Source organism: Methanomicrobiales archaeon (genome assembly GCA_030019205.1).
Lineage (GTDB): Archaea > Halobacteriota > Methanomicrobia > Methanomicrobiales > JACTUA01 > JASEFH01.
Genome location: JASEFH010000008.1, coordinates 64,967 through 81,332, shown reverse-complemented (window position 1 = coordinate 81,332; position 16,366 = coordinate 64,967). Strand labels below are relative to the sequence as shown.

16 protein-coding genes are annotated in these 16,366 nt (G+C 63.0%); 5 read left to right on the top strand and 11 right to left on the bottom strand.

The window, feature by feature from the left end:
* Positions 1-23 precede the first annotated feature (23 nt).
* From QMC96_06400 to QMC96_06390, 3 genes are all read left to right on the top strand, one after another.
* Positions 24-869, top strand: coding sequence for a geranylgeranylglycerol-phosphate geranylgeranyltransferase (locus QMC96_06400; GenBank protein ID MDI6876385.1), 846 nt, complete (start codon positions 24-26; stop codon positions 867-869).
* A 69-nt stretch (positions 870-938) separates the two neighbouring features.
* The gene (locus QMC96_06395; GenBank protein MDI6876384.1) at positions 939-2,261 is read left to right on the top strand and encodes an acetyl ornithine aminotransferase family protein; all 1,323 of its coding nucleotides are present in this window, start codon (positions 939-941) and stop codon (positions 2,259-2,261) included.
* A 100-nt stretch (positions 2,262-2,361) separates the two neighbouring features.
* Positions 2,362-3,927 (top strand): aldehyde dehydrogenase family protein, encoded by a 1,566-nt coding sequence (locus QMC96_06390; protein MDI6876383.1) that lies wholly within the window; start codon positions 2,362-2,364, stop codon positions 3,925-3,927.
* A gap of 40 nt (positions 3,928-3,967) precedes the next feature.
* Here QMC96_06390 and QMC96_06385 read toward each other — a convergent pair whose 3' ends face one another.
* The gene (locus tag QMC96_06385) at positions 3,968-4,357 is read right to left on the bottom strand and encodes an HIT family protein (protein MDI6876382.1); all 390 of its coding nucleotides are present in this window, start codon (positions 4,355-4,357) and stop codon (positions 3,968-3,970) included.
* Between the two features lie 103 nt (positions 4,358-4,460).
* Between QMC96_06385 and QMC96_06380 the strand changes: the two genes are divergently transcribed.
* On the top strand, positions 4,461-5,270 hold the full coding sequence (locus QMC96_06380; protein ID MDI6876381.1) for a proline dehydrogenase family protein: 810 nt from the start codon (positions 4,461-4,463) through the stop codon (positions 5,268-5,270).
* Positions 5,271-5,316: 46 nt separating this feature from the next.
* On the opposite strand, the gene QMC96_06375 is transcribed toward QMC96_06380, so the two are convergent.
* A complete protein-coding gene (locus QMC96_06375) occupies positions 5,317-5,907 on the bottom strand; it encodes a stage II sporulation protein M (protein MDI6876380.1) in 591 nt (196 codons plus the stop codon).
* 307 nt (positions 5,908-6,214) lie between these two features.
* Between QMC96_06375 and QMC96_06370 the strand changes: the two genes are divergently transcribed.
* Positions 6,215-6,628, top strand: a complete 414-nt coding sequence (locus QMC96_06370) for a polymer-forming cytoskeletal protein (GenBank protein MDI6876379.1) — start codon at positions 6,215-6,217, stop codon at positions 6,626-6,628.
* Here the strand turns inward: QMC96_06370 and QMC96_06365 are convergent.
* The 9 genes from QMC96_06365 to QMC96_06325 all read right to left on the bottom strand — a co-directional run bounded on the left by QMC96_06365 (position 6,609) and on the right by QMC96_06325 (position 16,183).
* Entirely contained in the window at positions 6,609-7,295 is a 687-nt protein-coding gene (locus tag QMC96_06365; GenBank protein MDI6876378.1) for a DUF116 domain-containing protein, read from the bottom strand. The genes QMC96_06370 and QMC96_06365 overlap by 20 nt on opposite strands.
* Before the next feature lie 18 nt (positions 7,296-7,313).
* Complete coding sequence (gene mtnA, locus QMC96_06360; GenBank protein ID MDI6876377.1) at positions 7,314-8,342, bottom strand: S-methyl-5-thioribose-1-phosphate isomerase; 1,029 nt, start codon at positions 8,340-8,342, stop codon at positions 7,314-7,316.
* Entirely contained in the window at positions 8,339-9,622 is a 1,284-nt protein-coding gene (locus QMC96_06355; protein ID MDI6876376.1) for a CoB--CoM heterodisulfide reductase iron-sulfur subunit A family protein, read from the bottom strand. The genes mtnA and QMC96_06355 overlap by 4 nt, the downstream gene beginning before the upstream one ends.
* On the bottom strand, positions 9,615-10,109 hold the full coding sequence (locus QMC96_06350) for a gamma carbonic anhydrase family protein (protein MDI6876375.1): 495 nt from the start codon (positions 10,107-10,109) through the stop codon (positions 9,615-9,617). The genes QMC96_06355 and QMC96_06350 overlap by 8 nt, the downstream gene beginning before the upstream one ends.
* A gap of 529 nt (positions 10,110-10,638) precedes the next feature.
* Entirely contained in the window at positions 10,639-11,052 is a 414-nt protein-coding gene (locus tag QMC96_06345; GenBank protein MDI6876374.1) for a PaaI family thioesterase, read from the bottom strand.
* Entirely contained in the window at positions 11,049-11,747 is a 699-nt protein-coding gene (locus QMC96_06340; GenBank protein MDI6876373.1) for a glycosyltransferase, read from the bottom strand. The genes QMC96_06345 and QMC96_06340 overlap by 4 nt, the downstream gene beginning before the upstream one ends.
* A complete protein-coding gene (locus QMC96_06335; GenBank protein ID MDI6876372.1) occupies positions 11,744-12,721 on the bottom strand; it encodes a glycosyltransferase family 4 protein in 978 nt (325 codons plus the stop codon). Before QMC96_06335 ends, QMC96_06340 begins: the two co-directional genes overlap by 4 nt.
* Positions 12,712-14,028: an FAD-dependent oxidoreductase gene (locus tag QMC96_06330; GenBank protein ID MDI6876371.1), complete on the bottom strand. Its 1,317-nt coding sequence runs from the start codon at positions 14,026-14,028 to the stop codon at positions 12,712-12,714. The genes QMC96_06335 and QMC96_06330 overlap by 10 nt, the downstream gene beginning before the upstream one ends.
* A 574-nt stretch (positions 14,029-14,602) precedes the next feature.
* Positions 14,603-16,183, bottom strand: coding sequence for a sodium:solute symporter family protein (locus tag QMC96_06325; protein ID MDI6876370.1), 1,581 nt, complete (start codon positions 16,181-16,183; stop codon positions 14,603-14,605).
* Positions 16,184-16,366: the final 183 nt, after the last annotated feature.

The window sequence follows — 16,366 nt, the reverse complement described above, 5'->3', positions numbered from 1 at the left end:
CCGCAATTCATTCATACGCATCCATGCACGCAGGAGCCTTTTTCAGGATTACACGCCCTCTGAACTCCGCGGTGGCGGGCCTCGCCACAAGTCTGGGATTCATCGTTGCGACAGGGACGCTCCAGGCCGATCTCCTTCTCCTGATCGCCATCGTCGCGCTCATCACGGCTGCCGGGAACGTGGTGAACGACTGCTGCGATGCGGCGATCGACGCGATCAACCGCCCCGATCGCCCCATTCCTGCCGGCGAGATCGGCACCGCCCAGGCCGCCGGGTTTTCCGCTCTCCTCTTCACCTCCGGTATCGCACTCGCCCTCTTCACGAATCCCCTCTGCATCGGGATCGCTCTCCTGAACTCCCTGCTCCTAGTGATCTACGCCGTGTACCTCAAGAAGGCCCCTCTCGTAGGAAATATTGCCGTCTCTTACCTCTCCGCAAGCATATTTCTCTTCGGCGGGGCACTCGCGGGTGTTGGCGGTGCGCTCATGGCGCTGCCCGTGGCCGGGATCACATTCCTCGCGATGATCGCCCGCGAGCTCCTGAAGGATGCCGAGGATGTGGATGGGGATCGTGCCGGCGGCGCCGTGACGGTTCCGATGCTGATCGGGATCCGCCGCACTGCAATCCTCGCCCTCGGTCTCCTTGCCGTTGCCGTCGCCATCAGCCTTCTGCCGGTCGGGCGGGGGTGGGGCCTGCCCTACCTCGGCGCGATCGGGATGATGGACGGGATCCTCCTCGTCGCGGCCGGGAGGGTCGTCCGCTGCAGAACCCCCGAATGCATCCGCACCTCGGGTGCGACGGCGATGCTCAAGTTCGGGATGTTCGGGGCACTCACCGTCTTCGTCGTCTCTGCCATCCTCGCCGCCTGAAAGGTTCGTGCAGGACGTCCGGATCGAATGGGCAGACAGATTATATATCGCAGGCATCCATGGTGGGGCATGGAGCCGCTTGTCAGAATCCGCCCGCCGGGTCCAACGGCGCGGGAGATCCTGCGCAGGGACGCCGAGGTTATCTCACCCTCTCTCTCCAGGGCGTATCCGCTTGTCATCGACCGGGCAGCGGGAGTGAACCTCTGGGACGTGGACGGCAACCGATATCTCGACTTCACCGCCGGCATCGCGGTGATGAATGTCGGGTGGAACCACCCGGAAGTGGTCCGGGCTGTGCAGGAGCAGACGGAGCGCCTATCCCACACCGTGTTTGCCGACTTCTGCTCCGAGTTGCCCGTCCGCTTCGCCGAGGAGCTGGTGAAATTCCTGCCGGCGGGTCTCGATACGGTCTACTTCGGCAACTCCGGAGCCGAGAGCGTGGAGGCGGCGATGAAACTCGCCCGGTACCACACAGGGAGAAAGTACTTCCTGGCGTTCCACCGCGCGTTCCATGGGAGAACCTTCGGTGCGCTCACCCTCACGGCGGGAAGGACGAAGCAGAGGAAGCACTTTGGACCTTTTCTGTCTGCAGTTCATGCACCGTACCCCGATCCCTACCGCCCGTTATGCCGGAATTCGCGTGCATCCTGCGATCAGGATGTGCTGGACTACATCGAGGATGTGATCTTCAGAACGGAGGTCTCTCCGGAGGAGGTCGCCGCCATCGTCGTCGAGCCGGTCCTCGGGGAAGGGGGCTACGTCGTTCCTCCGCGAACGTTCCTGAAGCGGCTGCGGTCCCTCTGCGACGAACACGGCATCCTTCTTGTGGACGACGAGGTGCAGGCGGGCGGCTACCGCACGGGTAAGTTTCTCGCGGCGGAGCATTCGGGCGTCACAGCGGATATCGTCTGTCTTGCAAAGCCGATCGGGGGAGGGCTTCCGATCGGCGTGACGGTCTCGACCGGTGAGATCATGGACTGGCCTCCCGGATCGCATGCGAGCACATTCGGCGGCAACGCCATCTCCTGCGCAGCCGGTCTGGCCGTTCTGGAGATTATGCGGGCCCCGACTTTCGGCGCTCACGTTCTCGCGCAGGGCGAGCACCTGGTGGAGGGTCTCGAACGTCTCCGGAGGGTGCATGAAGGTATCGGGGATGTGCGGAGCCTGGGGCTGATGGCCGGCATGGAGCTGGTCAGGAAGCGGGAGACCCGGGAACCGGATGCGGAGATGAGGGATCGAATCGTCCGGGAGTGTTTTGAGCGCGGACTCGCCCTGCTCCCCGCGGGGGAATCAGCGATCCGGTTCTCCCCGCCCCTCGTCATCGAGAAGGACGATATCGATGCAGGCCTGTCGATCCTGGACGGTGTGCTCTCCCGGATCTGCGGCCGGTAGGGGGAATGATTATATAGAGAACCCCCGCTCTATCGACCGTCCCCGGCCGCAGCACAGTCCGACCGCCGCGGGTACAGGGGCTACGCGGAGGAGAGTTTTCATGGGCTCGAAAATGACCTACGTCTCCATCGATGTGGATGAGAATACCCACAGGGAGTATGAGCGGGCGCTGACCGACATCGTGCAGGAGTTCGGCGAGCATCACCCGATGTATATCGGGGATCGGGAGGTGTATGCGGAGGACACCTTCGCCGTGACATCCCCGATCGACCGGGAGATCCTTCTTGGAGTATTCCAGAGAGGCGGGAAGAGAGAGATGGAGGAGGCCATCGGAGAGGCGAAGAGATCGGAGGCGTCCTGGAGTTCGGTGGAGTGGCAGGTGCGGATGAGGGCCATCCGGGCCGCCGCCGATACCCTGGATCGCCAGAGGTTCCCGCTCTCCGCCCTGCTGACCTACGAGGTGGGGAAGACCCGGACCGAGGCTCTGGCTGAGATCGGGGAGGCGGTGGACCTGCTCCGCTACTACGCCGACACCTACGAGGAGAACGATGGCTATGTGCTCCCCATGACAGTGGACCCTGATGGCGAGCAGAGCTGGAGCCTCATGCGGCCCTATGGGGTGTTCGCCGTGATATCCCCCTTCAACTTCCCGATTGCCCTCGCCGGAGGGATGTGTGCTGCAGCGCTTCTCACCGGCAACACCGTGGTCTTCAAGCCGACGAGCGTGGCGCCGTTCTCCGGGCTCAAGGTGTACCGGGCATTCGTCGATGGGGGTGTGCCCGCGGGCGCGATCAACCTGGTGACCGGTCCCGGAGGGCCGTTCGGGAACGTCGTGGCTGCCCATCCCGATGTCGACGGGATCGCGTTCACGGGTTCCAAGGCGGTCGGCATGTGGCTCTACCGCGAGCGTGCTGTGCGGCAGCCCTACCCCAAACCCCTGATCGCCGAGATGGGAAGCAAGAACCCCACCATAGTGACGGGTGAGGCGGATCTGGGTAAGGCGGTCGAGGGCGTTGTGCGGGCTGCGTTCGGCTATGGGGGGCAGAAGTGCAGCGCGACCTCCCGCCTGTACGTTCAGGATTCCGTCGCGGACGAGTTCGCCCGGAGGCTGGTGCGGAGAGTGGAGGAGGTGAAGGTCGGCGATCCCCGCGATCGGGACGTGTTCTACGGTCCGGTGATCGACGAGAGAGCAAAGAGGACCTACGAGGATGCCGTGCGGCAGGCGGAGGAGGACGGGGGCTCGATCCTTACGGGCGGGAAGGCGCTCACGGGAGGGCTTTTCTCCCGCGGCCACTACCTGACGCCCGCTGTGGTCACCGACCTACCGGAAGGGCACCGTCTGACCCGAGACGAGCTCTTCGTGCCCTTCCTGATCCTGAAGAAGTTCACCCGTCTGGATGAGGCTCTCCGTGAGGCGAACGATACGGACTTCGGGCTGACCGCCGGCATCTTCTCGGAGGAGGAGAGCGAGTTGAAGTCATTCTTCGAGCATATCCGTTTCGGCACCTGCTATGCAAACCGTAGGGGGGGAGCGACCACGGGGGCATGGCCGGGCATCCAGCCGTTTAGCGGCTGGAAGGGCAGCGGAAGTACCGGAAAGGGCGTGGGAGGGGCGTACTACCTGCTCTCGTTCCTGCGGGAGCAGACCCAGACCCGGGTCGGGTAGCGGCAGGTTGCCGAGCGGTACCGACATGCGGTACGCGGAGTCACCCGCAGGATCCCTTCAGGACATTGCGGATACCGCCTCCGGGGTGCGGTGTATCTCCCCGGTACCGCGGTATGACGTGGAAGTGCACGTGCATCACCGACTGTCCCGCAGCAGCGCCGATATTCACCCCGACGTTGTAGCCGTCCGGGGCGTACTCCGCGTCGATCCGATCCCTCACCTGCTCGACCAGGTCGAGAACCGCCACCCTCTCGCCGAACGTGGTATCGAAGTAGGACGCGACATGCCGGAAGGGGGCGATCAGCATGTGCCCGCGCGCGACCGGGTCGGCATCGCGGATGGCGAAGCAGAGATCGTTGCGCACGACGATCGCCTCCGCGGGTATGGTGCAGAACGGGCAGTCCGCCGCTTCGGAGTGCAGGGTTCTCATCCTCCCCTCCCGTATGCCGCCGCCGTATAAGAATCGTTCGGCGCCGCGACCGTGCCTCCCCCCCTCCAGCAACCTTTAATGGTAATCCGCTGTATCGGGTGCCATGGCGGGAACGGCTGAATCCTGGACGCTGCCGCACGGAGAGCGGGCGCGGCAGTGGTGCAGGGAGCGGAACGCTCAGGGTATCCGCTGCATCCTGGACATCCTGAGCGGTGCGGCGCGGACGCGGGAGCAGTCGGAGCAGACGCGGGATGCCTATATCGCCTGCATCCGGGGGATTGTCGAGTCATCACTGGACGCTTCCGTATCGGTGAAGCTCACCGCCCTCGGGGCGACCCGGGATCCGGCCATCTACAGGAGTCATGTGGCATCCCTGCTCCGGGTAGCCCGGGACGCCGGCGTGGGGTTCGAGGTCGATATGGAGGGGAGAGGTCTCGTCGACCGAACGCTGGAGATAGCCCGGGAGGCGGCGCGGTCGGGCTTCCCGCTTACGCTCGCCCTGCAGGCCTACCTGGACCGAACCCCCGGGGATCTGGCTGCTGCCCTCGAGGGGGGGATCCGGGTCCGCCTGGTGAAAGGGGCGTACACCGGCGATGTCCGCGATTTTACCGAGATCCAGCAGCGGTTCCGCTCCCTCTTCCTGGCACTCCAGCAGGCTGGCGCAGACTTCAGCGTGGGGACGCACGATCCGGAGCTGATCGCATGGATGCTGGAGCGCGGGCGGGCATCGAGGCAGAGGATCGAGTTCGGCTTCCTGAAGGGGCTCTCCGACAGGACCAAGCTGCGCCTCGCCCGGGAGGGCTGGGCGGTCGCGGAGTACGTGCCCTTCGGGGAGCATGCAGCTGCCTACATCGCCCGCCGCCGGCGCTACGGGGCGGAGCTGCAGGCGCTGGGCAGGGCGCCGGCCCCGTAGCCGTTGCCGCATCGTCTGGCAGAAGAGAGGCGGTTGACACGCCCGTCTAGACCATGGAGTATACGATCAGATGGGTCAGGTAGGTCTCGATGAGCGCCGCAACCGCGACCATCGGCGTGACAAGCGCCATGAAAGCGTCTGCGTACGGGCGGAACTCCCGCTCCCCGCGGCGCTCGTCCTGCAGGTATCGGAACGCATAAGTCAGTCCCAGGGCCGCCGCCAGGATCATCGCCGACAGCTCGATGATGCCGTGGGGCAGCACGGCGGCGAGGGCGATCGTGAGCCCCCGCTGGACGGCACAGAGGTAGACGATAGAGCCGACCATCAGTCCGTTGTAGCCAACCACGGCCGTGACGAAGATCGGGAGCAGGATCGCCGACCGGTGCTGCAGGAGCCGCGCCGGGAGGAAGAGCATGCAGTTCAGGAGGAGGTTGCCGCCGAAGATCATCAGGAAGGTGACGTGGATATTGGCCGCATAGGCGTGCAGGATCCGGGTCGAGATCGAGGAGGTGTAGCGATCCCGGAATCCCTTCGCGACGGCGAGGTCGTCCGATGCGAGAACGACGCCGAGGAGGAGGGTGATACCGAGCAGGAGGGAGACGAGGAGCACCGCATACCGGATAGGGGGGAGATCCATGCAGGTATATCCATTCCCGGGCTAATAAATCCACTTTTTTTAATTTATTTATAAATATACTTATTTTAATTATACTCATATTTTATATATGCAGATCCTTATAACGAATGTACCGACGGAGGGGCAGCTGCCGCACACCGGGAATCGGTGGTTCCGGCGAGCCCGACCGGCAGGGGCTCCTCGTTCTCCTCTCAAGCGACTGCGGTATGCGCAGTTCCTCCGGGATGGGACAGAGGGGGCGGTGCTCCACGATTGGTTCTGGATCCTACGCATTGATATGTTCAGACAATAAGAGGTACCACGGGGAATGACGAAAATATACCGGCATGGCGACACATTCATCGCGCCGAAGGGCTCCTTCTTCGATGGCAACGTGAAGATCGAGGGCAACCTGATCCTCCCTGCCGATACGCACGTCTGGGGGCGGCTCGAGGTGGGCGGACGGCTGGAACTCGGGCGCCTGTCAACCGTGGGAGGGGGTATCGCCAGCGGGAGCGCGATCATCGGCAGCCGCACCCGGATCAAGGGCCCCGTCTGCACCCGGGAGAACCTCACTGTCTGCGATCATGCCCGGATCCGCTCCATCCAGGCGGGCGGGGATGTGATCCTCCGCCCCGGGGTCGAGGTGGGCGAGGTAAGGAGCGGCGAGACCATCTACATCTTCGGGAAGATTCGCAGCGGGCGCCTGATCGGAAGGAATGTCAAGGTTCTTCCGCAGTGACCTCCGAGTCGATTCCAAGGAGAGCTGCATCGCAGAGATCGCTCCAGCCGACAAGCGTCTCAACGCACCCTTCCTTGAGGGTCACCACCCCGATCGCGGGTAGATCCATGCGATCGCACATCTCCAGACCTTCTTTCACCTCAGCTATGCATCCGACGCCGATGATCCCCATCGGGCGGTACTTCTTCACCATCCGTTTGATGAAGCTGCTGCCGGGCACGATGAAGACCCGATAGCCGAGCGCCTGCAGGTTCGGGATCCAGCCGCCGAGGCAGCACTGCCCGCACCGAACGCACTTCAGCCCCTCGGGAGTGAGGTTCGCGGGGCATCGAGCAGACCGCAGGCACTGGGGCAGAAAGATCGCCCTCTTCTCCACCGGAATCGCCGAGAATGCGCGCACGTTGACGGCATTGTGGATCGTGATGAAGAACTGCAGCAGCTCCCTCTCGTCCAGCCCGAGGAGCCGGCAGACCGCCTTCACGAGCCCCTCCATGAGGACCAGAGCGGGCGTCAACAGGCTGGCAAGATAGAGTCTGCCGCTCTTTAAAGAGTACAGGGTGACGATCACGACGAGCAGCGCGGAGGCGAGCACGACGAGTGCCATCACGACGGCGATCTCCCCGATGAGGATCATCAGCTGGTTCCAAGCTTCGGACTCGAAGAGCATGACTGAGACCTCGCGGTGTCAGGGATCTCCCGCGATCTGTTGCGCGAATGGGGGATAGAGGACTCCCGTCTCGGTGACGATGGCGCTGACAAGCTCCAGGGGCGTTGCGTCGAAGGCGTAGTTCAGCACGCGGACCCGCTCCGGCACCACCATGGTTCCGCCCGCCCAGGCGATCTCCGCCCGGCTGCGCTCCTCGATCCTGATCTCCCTCTCCGTGTGGACCGGGTCGAAGGTGGAGGTGGGGGCTGCCACGTAGAACGGCAGAGCATGGTGGCGGGCCGCTACCGCATGCATGTAGGTTCCGATCTTGTTGAAGACAGCGTCCCGCGTGATCCGGTCGGCCCCCACCAGGACCAGATCCACCTCTCCCCTCCGCATCAGGAAGGGGGCCGCAGAGTCCACGATCACTGTGACGTCGATGCCGGCTTCTGCCAGCTCCCAGGCGGTTAGGCGGGCTCCCTGGAAGAGAGGGCGGGTCTCGCAGGCGATCACACGCACCTCCTTGCCCTCCTCCACGGCGGCCCGGACCACCCCGAGAGCGGTGCCCCAGGCCTTGCAGGCGAGGGAACCCGCGTTGCAGTGCGTGAGCACCGTGCACCCGTCCGGCAGGAGTGCGGACCCGAATCCTCCCAGGCGCCGGCAGATGGCCTCGTCCTCCTCCGCAATCTCCTTCGCTCTCTGCAGCGATCTCTCCCGCGCTTCCGCCACGCTCCCGGCGCGCTCGATCACGTCCAGCACCTGATCGACGCCCCAGGAGAGGTTGATGGCGGTCGGGCGCAGGCCCTTCAGCGCCTCTGCCGCTCTCCGCATCTCCTCCTTGAACCGCCCCAGTCGGTTCTCCCGAACCTCCCGCGCGGCAAGCGCCATCCCGAGCGCGCCGGCCACGCCGAGCGCCGGTGCCCCCCGCACCTCCAGGGCGGCGATGGCATCTTTCAGCCGCTGGAGCGTCGTGCAGGTGACGAGCTCCTTTCTGCCTGGCAGCCGGGCCTGGTTGATGAGGCAGACCGCACCGCTGGCGTCGTCCCACCAGATCGTGTCGCCCGTCAGCGCCCCTCACCCTTTCCTGCGATGTCGATCAGCACCCGCATGGCAGCCGCCCCCCCCTGCGCGACGCAATCGGGGATGTCCCGAGGGCCGGTCGCGGCACCGACCACGTAGATGCCCGGTTTCAGCGTCTGCACGGGACCGAGCTTCGCGTCGAGGGGTTTGAAAAAGCCGTTTCCATCCTGCTCGATCCCCAGTCTCTCCGCGATGGCTGCTGCCGTCGCGGAGGGGCCCACGCCGATGGAGAGCACCACCAGGTCGGGGTGGAGCTCCAGGAACTGGCGATTCTCGGTGTTCTCGACGCAGAGCACCATGCCGTCCCTGCCTTCCACAACCTCGGCGGGCATCCCCCGCAGGAACCGCACCCCCAGGCGCTCCGCTCTCTGGTAGTACTCCTCGTAGCCCTTGCCGTAGGCGCGAATATCGATGTAGCAGATCGTGACCTCGCACTCAGGGTGCTTCTCCTTGATCAGGATTGCATGTTTTATGGCCGCCATACAGCAGGTGCCGGAGCACCAGGACCGTCCGATGGTTGCATCGCGGGATCCCACGCACTGGACGAACACGACGGATCCGGGAGGCTTCCCGTCGGAGAGGCGGCGCAACCGCCCCCCCGTGGGGCCGCCGGCGTTGATCATCCGCTCGAACTCGAGGCTGGTGACGACGTCCGGAAGGCGGAGATAGCCGAGTACCGGTTTGTCGGCAGGATCAAACTGCTGGTAGCCGGTCGCCACCACGATGCAGTCAACGGTCAGCCGGATCTCCTCCGCGGCGTCCTCCCGCCGGATCGCCCCCCGATCGCAGACATCGTAGCAGAGGCCGCACTCGATGCAGTGTTCGCTGTCCCTGACGACGACATCGGGTATCGCCTGGGGATGGGGCTTGTAGATCGCCTTCCGGACGCCGATGCCGGCGTCGAATCGGTTGTAGACCTCGATCGGACAGATCTCGACGCAGTCCCCGCATCCGGTGCACATCCCTGCATCCACATAGCGGGGATGCCGTTTCAGGACCAGCTGGAAGTTACCCGCCTCCCCGAAGACCCTCTCCACCTCGGTGCAGGTATGGAGCGTGATGCAGGGGTGCTGGAGCACCTCGTTCATGCGGGGGGAGAGGATGCACATCGAGCAGTCGTTTGTAGGAAACGTCTTGTCGAGCATCGCCATGTGCCCCCCGATGGACGGCTCCTTCTCGATGAGGTGCACGTGGATGCGGTGGTTGGCGATGTCCAGCGCCGCCTGGATGCCGGCGACACCGCCTCCGATAACGGCCACGTCAGCCATGGCGGTACTTCCCTGCCAGTTCGAGGTATCCCCCCCGGGCATTCTGCCGGATGTGCGCCCTCTCATCTTCCGTTGTCTCCCGCACCACCCTGCCGGGCACGCCCAGAACGACTGAGCGGGGCGGCACGTTCGTCCCCTCGGTGACGAGAGTTCCGGCGCCCAGAATGGATTCCTCACCGATCACGGCCCCGTTCATCACGATCGCCCCCATACCGACGAGCACACGGTCGCCGATGGTACAGCCGTGGAGGATCGCCCCATGCCCAACGGACACCTCGGATCCGATCGCGACCGGATGGCCGGTGCTCGTATGGATCACCGCGTTGTCCTGCACGTTGGACATCTGTCCGATGGTGATGCGGTCCCTGTCAGCCCGGATCACCGCCCCGAACCAGATGCTCACATCCGGTGCGAGCACCACGTCCCCGAGCACCATCGCAGTGCCGGCAATGAAAGAGCGGGACCGGGGAACTGCATCTTCAGCCATATATTCAGGAGAGTTTTTCGGTTATTGCATAATGATTATTTCCTTCCATCACCACGGTCGCGGGATTCTGACCGAGGGCATCCCCAGCGCAAGGTGTCCTCGCGGACCCTGCGCCCGGGTCATCGCGTTTCGGGAAATCGACGGCGATCCCGGAGAGATGGACCGTCCCTCGCCCGCCCCCGGTGCGACACGCGACGTTTCGGAGAGGGACCTGAGGCGCTCCACACGCCATGTGCGTCGGGAGCCGCAAATCCCTGAAATATGGCGCCCCGTCGACGGTCCGCCACTCCCGCGGACTATGTCGGCGATGCGCCTGTTCGCCGATCTTCCTCGATCCGCTCCCGTCCGACCGCGACCTCCCGAAGCCCGATCGTACTCGCGGGAAAGGGGAGAGGATGACCGAATGCGGCGGCGATGACACGGCGACCGGCTGCGGGCTCTGCTCGATCGGAATCGAGTCCCCCTGCCTTGATGCAGGCTGCGCATGAATCCGGTAAGGCGGAATGCGCCGAAAGGACCCCTGCTGCCGTCAGATCCGCGAATTCCCTGACTTCTTCCAGGCCACGCCCTCGAACTGGGCCACCAGCCGCCCGTCAGCATACACCCGGACCTCGTATACAGAATGATCGCGGGACTCCGCCCGCCGTTCCGCGATCGCCTCCAGTACTCCCGTCGCGGGAGCTATGAAGTGGATGTGAGCGGAGACTGCTACCTGCATCCCTCCCTGCGCGTTGGCCGCTATGCCGAAGGCCTGGTCCGCCACGGCGAATACCGCACCGCCGTGGGCGACGCGGTGCACATTCCGCTTGCCCTCGGTATCCATGACCACCCGCGCTCCGCCATCCCAGACATCCGCGATCTCCATCCCCAGGAGTCGCGCGCATTCGCAGTCGTTGAATGCCCTGACATGATTCGCCAGGGTATCGGATAACTTCTCCGTCATCTGTACTTCCGGCGGCTGTAGGAGTATTTCGAGGATTCTCCGCCACGCATGGCGATATAGAACCATTCGTAGAGGGACTTCAGCGTGCCGAACTGCTGGTACCGCCGCATGGAGAACCCGACGCGCATCCTCGGATCGAACATCACCTTCCCCAGTCTCCGCATCCTTCTGGCGATCTCCAGGTCGTCCCCGGCATCGATGCAGCGGTACATGCCGGCGCGCATGAACGCCTCCCGATCGAAGGCGGTGTTGCACCCGAGGGTGAAGTAGATGGTGCGGGTATAGTAGCCCAGTCGCGCGAATGTGTTGGCGCCAAGGAGGGATAGGGAGTGTTTTATCCCCTTCTCCCGGGGGTATACCGGCCCATAGAGCTGCACGGGATGGTGCCGCCGGAAGTCCTCGGCGATCACGGAGAGCCACTCGGGAGGCAGGATGCAGTCCGCATCCGTAGTGGCGATGATATCCCCGCTCGACCGCAGGGCGCCATCGTTCCTCGCACCGCCGACCTTTTTACTCGTCTGGATCATCACCACATCCGCGAGGGGCTCTGCAACCTCGCGGGTGCGGTCGTGAGAGTTCCCATCGACCACGATGATCTCGTATTCGCTTCGATCGAGCGTCTGCCGCGAGAGGGACTGAAGGCAGGCCTCGATATTGCCCTCCTCGTTGTAGGTGGGAACGACTACAGATATCATGCTCCTGTCAGCTCCCTGTAGAGATGCCGGTGCATCTCCGCAACTCTCTTGATATCGAATGCCGCTGAGTTCTCGCGGGCATTCGCCGCGCACCTCCGCAGTGCTGCCTCGTCCTTCAGAAGCGCCGCTGCCTGATCCAGGTCGAAGAAGTACAGCGCCATATCGCCGTAGATCTCCCGGAACTCGGGTATTCCGCGGACGATGAGGGGGAGATCGCAGGACATCGCCTCCAGGATCACGAGACCGAAGGTCTCCGCGTACGAGGGCATGAAGAAGATGTCCGCGCCGCTGTACGCCCCCACAATGTCCGGAACGATGCCGGTGAACAGCACGTTCTTCCCGCACTGCAGTTTCGACTGCTCGATGTGGAGGTAGTCCTTGCTCAGGGCTCCATAGGGGAAGCCCCCCACCCACACCCATCTGAGATCGGGGAACTGCTTCGAGAGCTGAAGGAAATCGTATATCCCCTTGCGGGGTGTCTGCTGTGCGACCGTGAGTACCACCCTCTCATCCTCCCCGATACCGTACCTCTCGCGGAACTGCTGCCGTTTCTGCGCATCGCGCCTGAAAAATTCGCGGTCGATGCCGTTGGGGATGAGAGTGGTGGGGACGCCCAGGTGCATCCTCTCCACTTCCCGCTGGCACGGGGCGGATATGGTGATGATGTGATCGAACTTCCTGTAGATGCGGGGGTAATACTGGTTGATGGAGTGCGAGAATGCTACGTTGCCCTCGTTGATGCGGGGCGTGGAGTGAGCGGTCAGCACCTTGACCCCCTGCGAGTACTTGCGGTTGAAGAGCGATAGAGGGCCGAAGGTGTGATAGTGGACGAGATCGTAATCATAGGCGTTCGAGTTCCATGAAATGTCGAGCTCGTTCATCCGCGATAGCTGCCGGTAGAGCGTCCTTGCCGCTGTTGCACACCCGATGTACTTGAAAAAGAGCAGATCCTCCACGAAGATGTTCACGCGCATCTCCTCGCCCCCACGTAGTTCATCGCGTTTCGAATGCAGCCGTCCATATTCAGGTACTCGAACTCCGCAAATCGGCCCACAAGCCCGATCCGCCGCCGTGCACAGTACTCCTTCACCTTTGCGATGTTCCGGGGGTAGTCCAGGTCGTAGATGACGTAGGCATACTTCTGGCGTTCTACCCGCGTGTAGACCACGTCCGAACGGGACAGGATTTCCATTCGTTCGAGGCCATCTAGGGTATGCTGGATCAGAGTGGAATCCGGCATCGTAGCTACCTCGTCCCCCTGGCGGTACGTAACCTCAGCGAGGATGGACGCGTGCCCCGGCGGCGCCACCTCCGGGCTGAAGTTGGAGGGAAAGGAGAGCCTGTTGAAGAGCCCCAGCTCCGCCTGAGGGACGTACATCCAGGAGATCCCGGGAACGCGGCCTCTCACGCCGATGCAGATGGTTGCGAGCGAGTTGTACTTCAGCTCCCTGCAGGCCCGCCCCACGTCTTCGGGAACCCCGTCCAGGGATCCCAACAGCTGCTGCAGGGGTATCGTGGAGATGATACGTTCGCAGCGGATCTCCTCGTCTCCGTCGCCCACGATCCAGTCCCCTTCGGTTCCGCGGACGGATGAGACAGCGAATCCCGTGCGGATGGCATCCTGAAGCGGTGCGGCGATCGAGCGGATCAGGGTTTCGATTCCGCCGCGGAGCGGGTAGTGGAACCGGGACTGGTGGGTATACCCTTCCGTCTCGATCCCGATCGCCGAGCGGATCACATCCTCGACCGGAGGGCGCGGGATCCGCCCCTCGACCCAATGGTGGGACATCTTATCGGTCGGAAACTTCCAGATCTTCTCGTTGTAGGGGATCAGGTAGGTCTCGGCTATCCCTCTGCCGAACGTATGCACGATCCACTCCTGGAAGTTGGAAGGGGGTTTCAATTCTCCTTTTTCCGAAGCGATCAGGGTCTTGATGAACTCGTTGATGCAGTAGAAGAGATCCTCCCTGGGAAGCCCGGACAAACCGTTCTCGAAGGGATACTTGATGTACCGCCCCTTGTAGTACACCTTGGTATTGCGGCTGTTCTCGTTCCGGTTGGCGCCCAGCTGCTCCAGCATGAAGCCGAGAACCTCCGCGTCCCGGGAGAAGATGATGTGCGATCCACCCACATCGAAGGTGAAACCCGACTCCGAATGGGAGCGGCATAATCCGCCGTACGCCGCTTCCCGCTCGAGAACGATGACATCCTCCCCACACTCGTACAGCAGCCGGGCCAGGGTGATGCCTGTCAATCCCCCTCCCAGGATAGCCGTCTTCACGCACTACTATTAGGTCCCGATGATTTATAATGGATGATGCTCCGTGCCTTTTTGAAGATGCAGGCAATTTCAAACCGAATGGAGATGCGCGATGCATCGCCTCTGCGAAGGGGCGGCCTTTCGTAGTATGGTCTCTGGAGGAGGGACGCCCGAATGCCGTAACCGTACCGGAAAAGATCTCGCGGAAACCCGCAGGAACGGCCCTTCGCGGCTGCGGAAGGCACTCGCGACCCGCGATAGTAACCGGTGCGGTTCGCGGCGGGATCGCCTCGCTCGGATACGCGGAATGCTCATCGATATCTCTTTCAAGCAGGGTTCCTCCTGCACAGGAGAAGAGGACAGGATCCCTTCCTCAGTCATACCGCCCGATATTCCCGGCATCTGCTGCGTGGGGATCAATACCGCTCGATGGGAAGGCACGGGCGGGGATTGCACACGCCTCCCACCCTGCGATGAACAAACCAGTGCAGAAATGATAGAGATTGTTCGACCGCTCTGCATGCACCGGGACACGAGGCAGGGATGGCGGCCCCGCGGAGCCGTCCCTCCCCCCGGAGGCTCGCATCTCTTCCGCCTATCGCGCCTTCTCCGCTGGACTGATCCGCGCCGCCTCCGCGACTGCCGGAATCTCTCCAGAAAGCATGGTCGGCGTGCTTCGGGGCTGGATGAACCACCCTGTCATGGTCTCGTCCAGCACCCGCTCGTCCGTCGGCTTCGTGAGGAGCGATACCAGCACCATGGCAGTCAGGGAGATGATCACGGCGTAGAGGCTGAAGTGCGCCGGAAGGGGGGCGATCTTGAAGTAGGAGATGCCTCCGAACAGCCCGGCGCTGATCAGACCGAGCGCCATGCTCGCGATCGCCCCTTCACGCGTTGCCCTCCGCCAGTAGAGACCACCCAGCAGGGGCACGGCAAACGTAGCGAACATGATCCCGATTCCGGCCCAGATGAGCCACACCAGCATCTCCGGCGGATTGATTGCCAGGATCAGGGTCACGACCGCCGCTGCAAAGACCGAGAGTTTGCTCACACGGAGCACCTCCGTATCGGAAGCTTTCGGTCTCACGACACTCTTGTAGATATCCCAGCTGAAGTAGGTCCCGATGGTGAGCATCAGGCGATCCGTCGTGGACATCACCGCGGCGAGGACGATTACCCCGAATATGCCCCAGAGGTAGATGTTTGGCAGCGCGAACTCCACGCCTTCGACAAAGATGAAGTCCGATGCGTTCTTTACGGCGGGGAGCACGATCATGCCCTCGGCGACAAGCACCTTGCCCGCGAAGCCGGCGAACTTCAGGAGAAACATCACGCCCGTATAGGCCACGAAGGCGATGATGGGCGCCCACCTGAAGAAGTTCACGTCCTTTACGGCGAGCACGTTGTTGATAACGTGCGGAGCGCAGGCAAGCCCGATCATGAGGAGGAGCGAGAATGATACGACATAGGTCGGCGTGAAGACGCCGCTCGCCACCCAGGGGTCCACGAGAGACGGATTGATGGTGGCCAGCGCCGTATTCACGTACTCGAAACCTCCCGCCGCGGCGATCACCAGCGGAGCCATGACGACGACGCCGGAGACGAGTATGGCACCCTGAATGAGCGTCGTCCAGGCGACCGCATAGAGCCCTCCGATCACCGTGTAGATCGTGACGATGGCGGCACCGATCAGGAGCGCGTAGATGTGCGGGATACCGAAGAGCCACATGAGAACGATACTCACCGCCGTGTACTGGCCGGCGAGATAGATCAGGGAGACGACGATTCCCGCCATCGCGGAGAGGCTCCGCAGACCTACCGGACTCTCGTAGCGGTGGCTCAGGTAGTCCTGAACGGTCATGTATCCGCTCGCCCTGGCGATACGGTTCATCTTGGCCCCGAAGAAGATGATGCAGAAGGCGATGGAGAGCGGCACAAAGATCTGCTCCCATATGGTGGGCCATCCGAAGTTGTAACCGAGGCCGGAGACCCCGAGGAGCGACATCCCGCTGGCGACCGAACCCACCATGAGCATGGTGAATACCCAGAATCCGAGGGATCGTCCGGCAACGACGTAATCCCCCATCGAATGCACTTTCCTGGAGGCCCATACCCCGATCAGGATCAGCCCAATGAAGTAGACCGCGACGATTCCTACATCGACAGGATCGATCATACCTTCACCTTCTGGAACCGAAGGCCCCACAGCAGCAGTCCGATGACGCTGAGAAGGAAGACTCCTCCCACCGATGCGACCGTGATATCAGGCAAACCAAACATAATTACCATGTTAATATGAGACGCGCTAACATATAACATAATCGAACCAGTGCGACAGTACGGCGTGCATTGCCGCAGG

Coding starts and splice junctions, on each gene's coding strand:
- QMC96_06345 (MDI6876374.1), bottom strand. CDS start 11,052: ATGACGGAGAAGTTATCCGATACCCTGGCGAATCATGTCAGGGCATTC.
- QMC96_06340 (MDI6876373.1), bottom strand. CDS start 11,747: ATGATATCTGTAGTCGTTCCCACCTACAACGAGGAGGGCAATATCGAG.
- QMC96_06365 (MDI6876378.1), bottom strand. CDS start 7,295: ATGCTCTTCGAGTCCGAAGCTTGGAACCAGCTGATGATCCTCATCGGG.
- QMC96_06385 (MDI6876382.1), bottom strand. CDS start 4,357: ATGAGAACCCTGCACTCCGAAGCGGCGGACTGCCCGTTCTGCACCATA.
- QMC96_06390 (MDI6876383.1), top strand. CDS start 2,362: ATGGGCTCGAAAATGACCTACGTCTCCATCGATGTGGATGAGAATACC.
- QMC96_06395 (MDI6876384.1), top strand. CDS start 939: ATGGAGCCGCTTGTCAGAATCCGCCCGCCGGGTCCAACGGCGCGGGAG.
- QMC96_06380 (MDI6876381.1), top strand. CDS start 4,461: ATGGCGGGAACGGCTGAATCCTGGACGCTGCCGCACGGAGAGCGGGCG.
- QMC96_06325 (MDI6876370.1), bottom strand. CDS start 16,183: ATGATCGATCCTGTCGATGTAGGAATCGTCGCGGTCTACTTCATTGGG.
- QMC96_06355 (MDI6876376.1), bottom strand. CDS start 9,622: ATGGCTGACGTGGCCGTTATCGGAGGCGGTGTCGCCGGCATCCAGGCG.
- QMC96_06400 (MDI6876385.1), top strand. CDS start 24: ATGCACGCAGGAGCCTTTTTCAGGATTACACGCCCTCTGAACTCCGCG.
- QMC96_06370 (MDI6876379.1), top strand. CDS start 6,215: ATGACGAAAATATACCGGCATGGCGACACATTCATCGCGCCGAAGGGC.
- QMC96_06350 (MDI6876375.1), bottom strand. CDS start 10,109: ATGGCTGAAGATGCAGTTCCCCGGTCCCGCTCTTTCATTGCCGGCACT.
- QMC96_06335 (MDI6876372.1), bottom strand. CDS start 12,721: ATGCGCGTGAACATCTTCGTGGAGGATCTGCTCTTTTTCAAGTACATC.
- QMC96_06375 (MDI6876380.1), bottom strand. CDS start 5,907: ATGGATCTCCCCCCTATCCGGTATGCGGTGCTCCTCGTCTCCCTCCTG.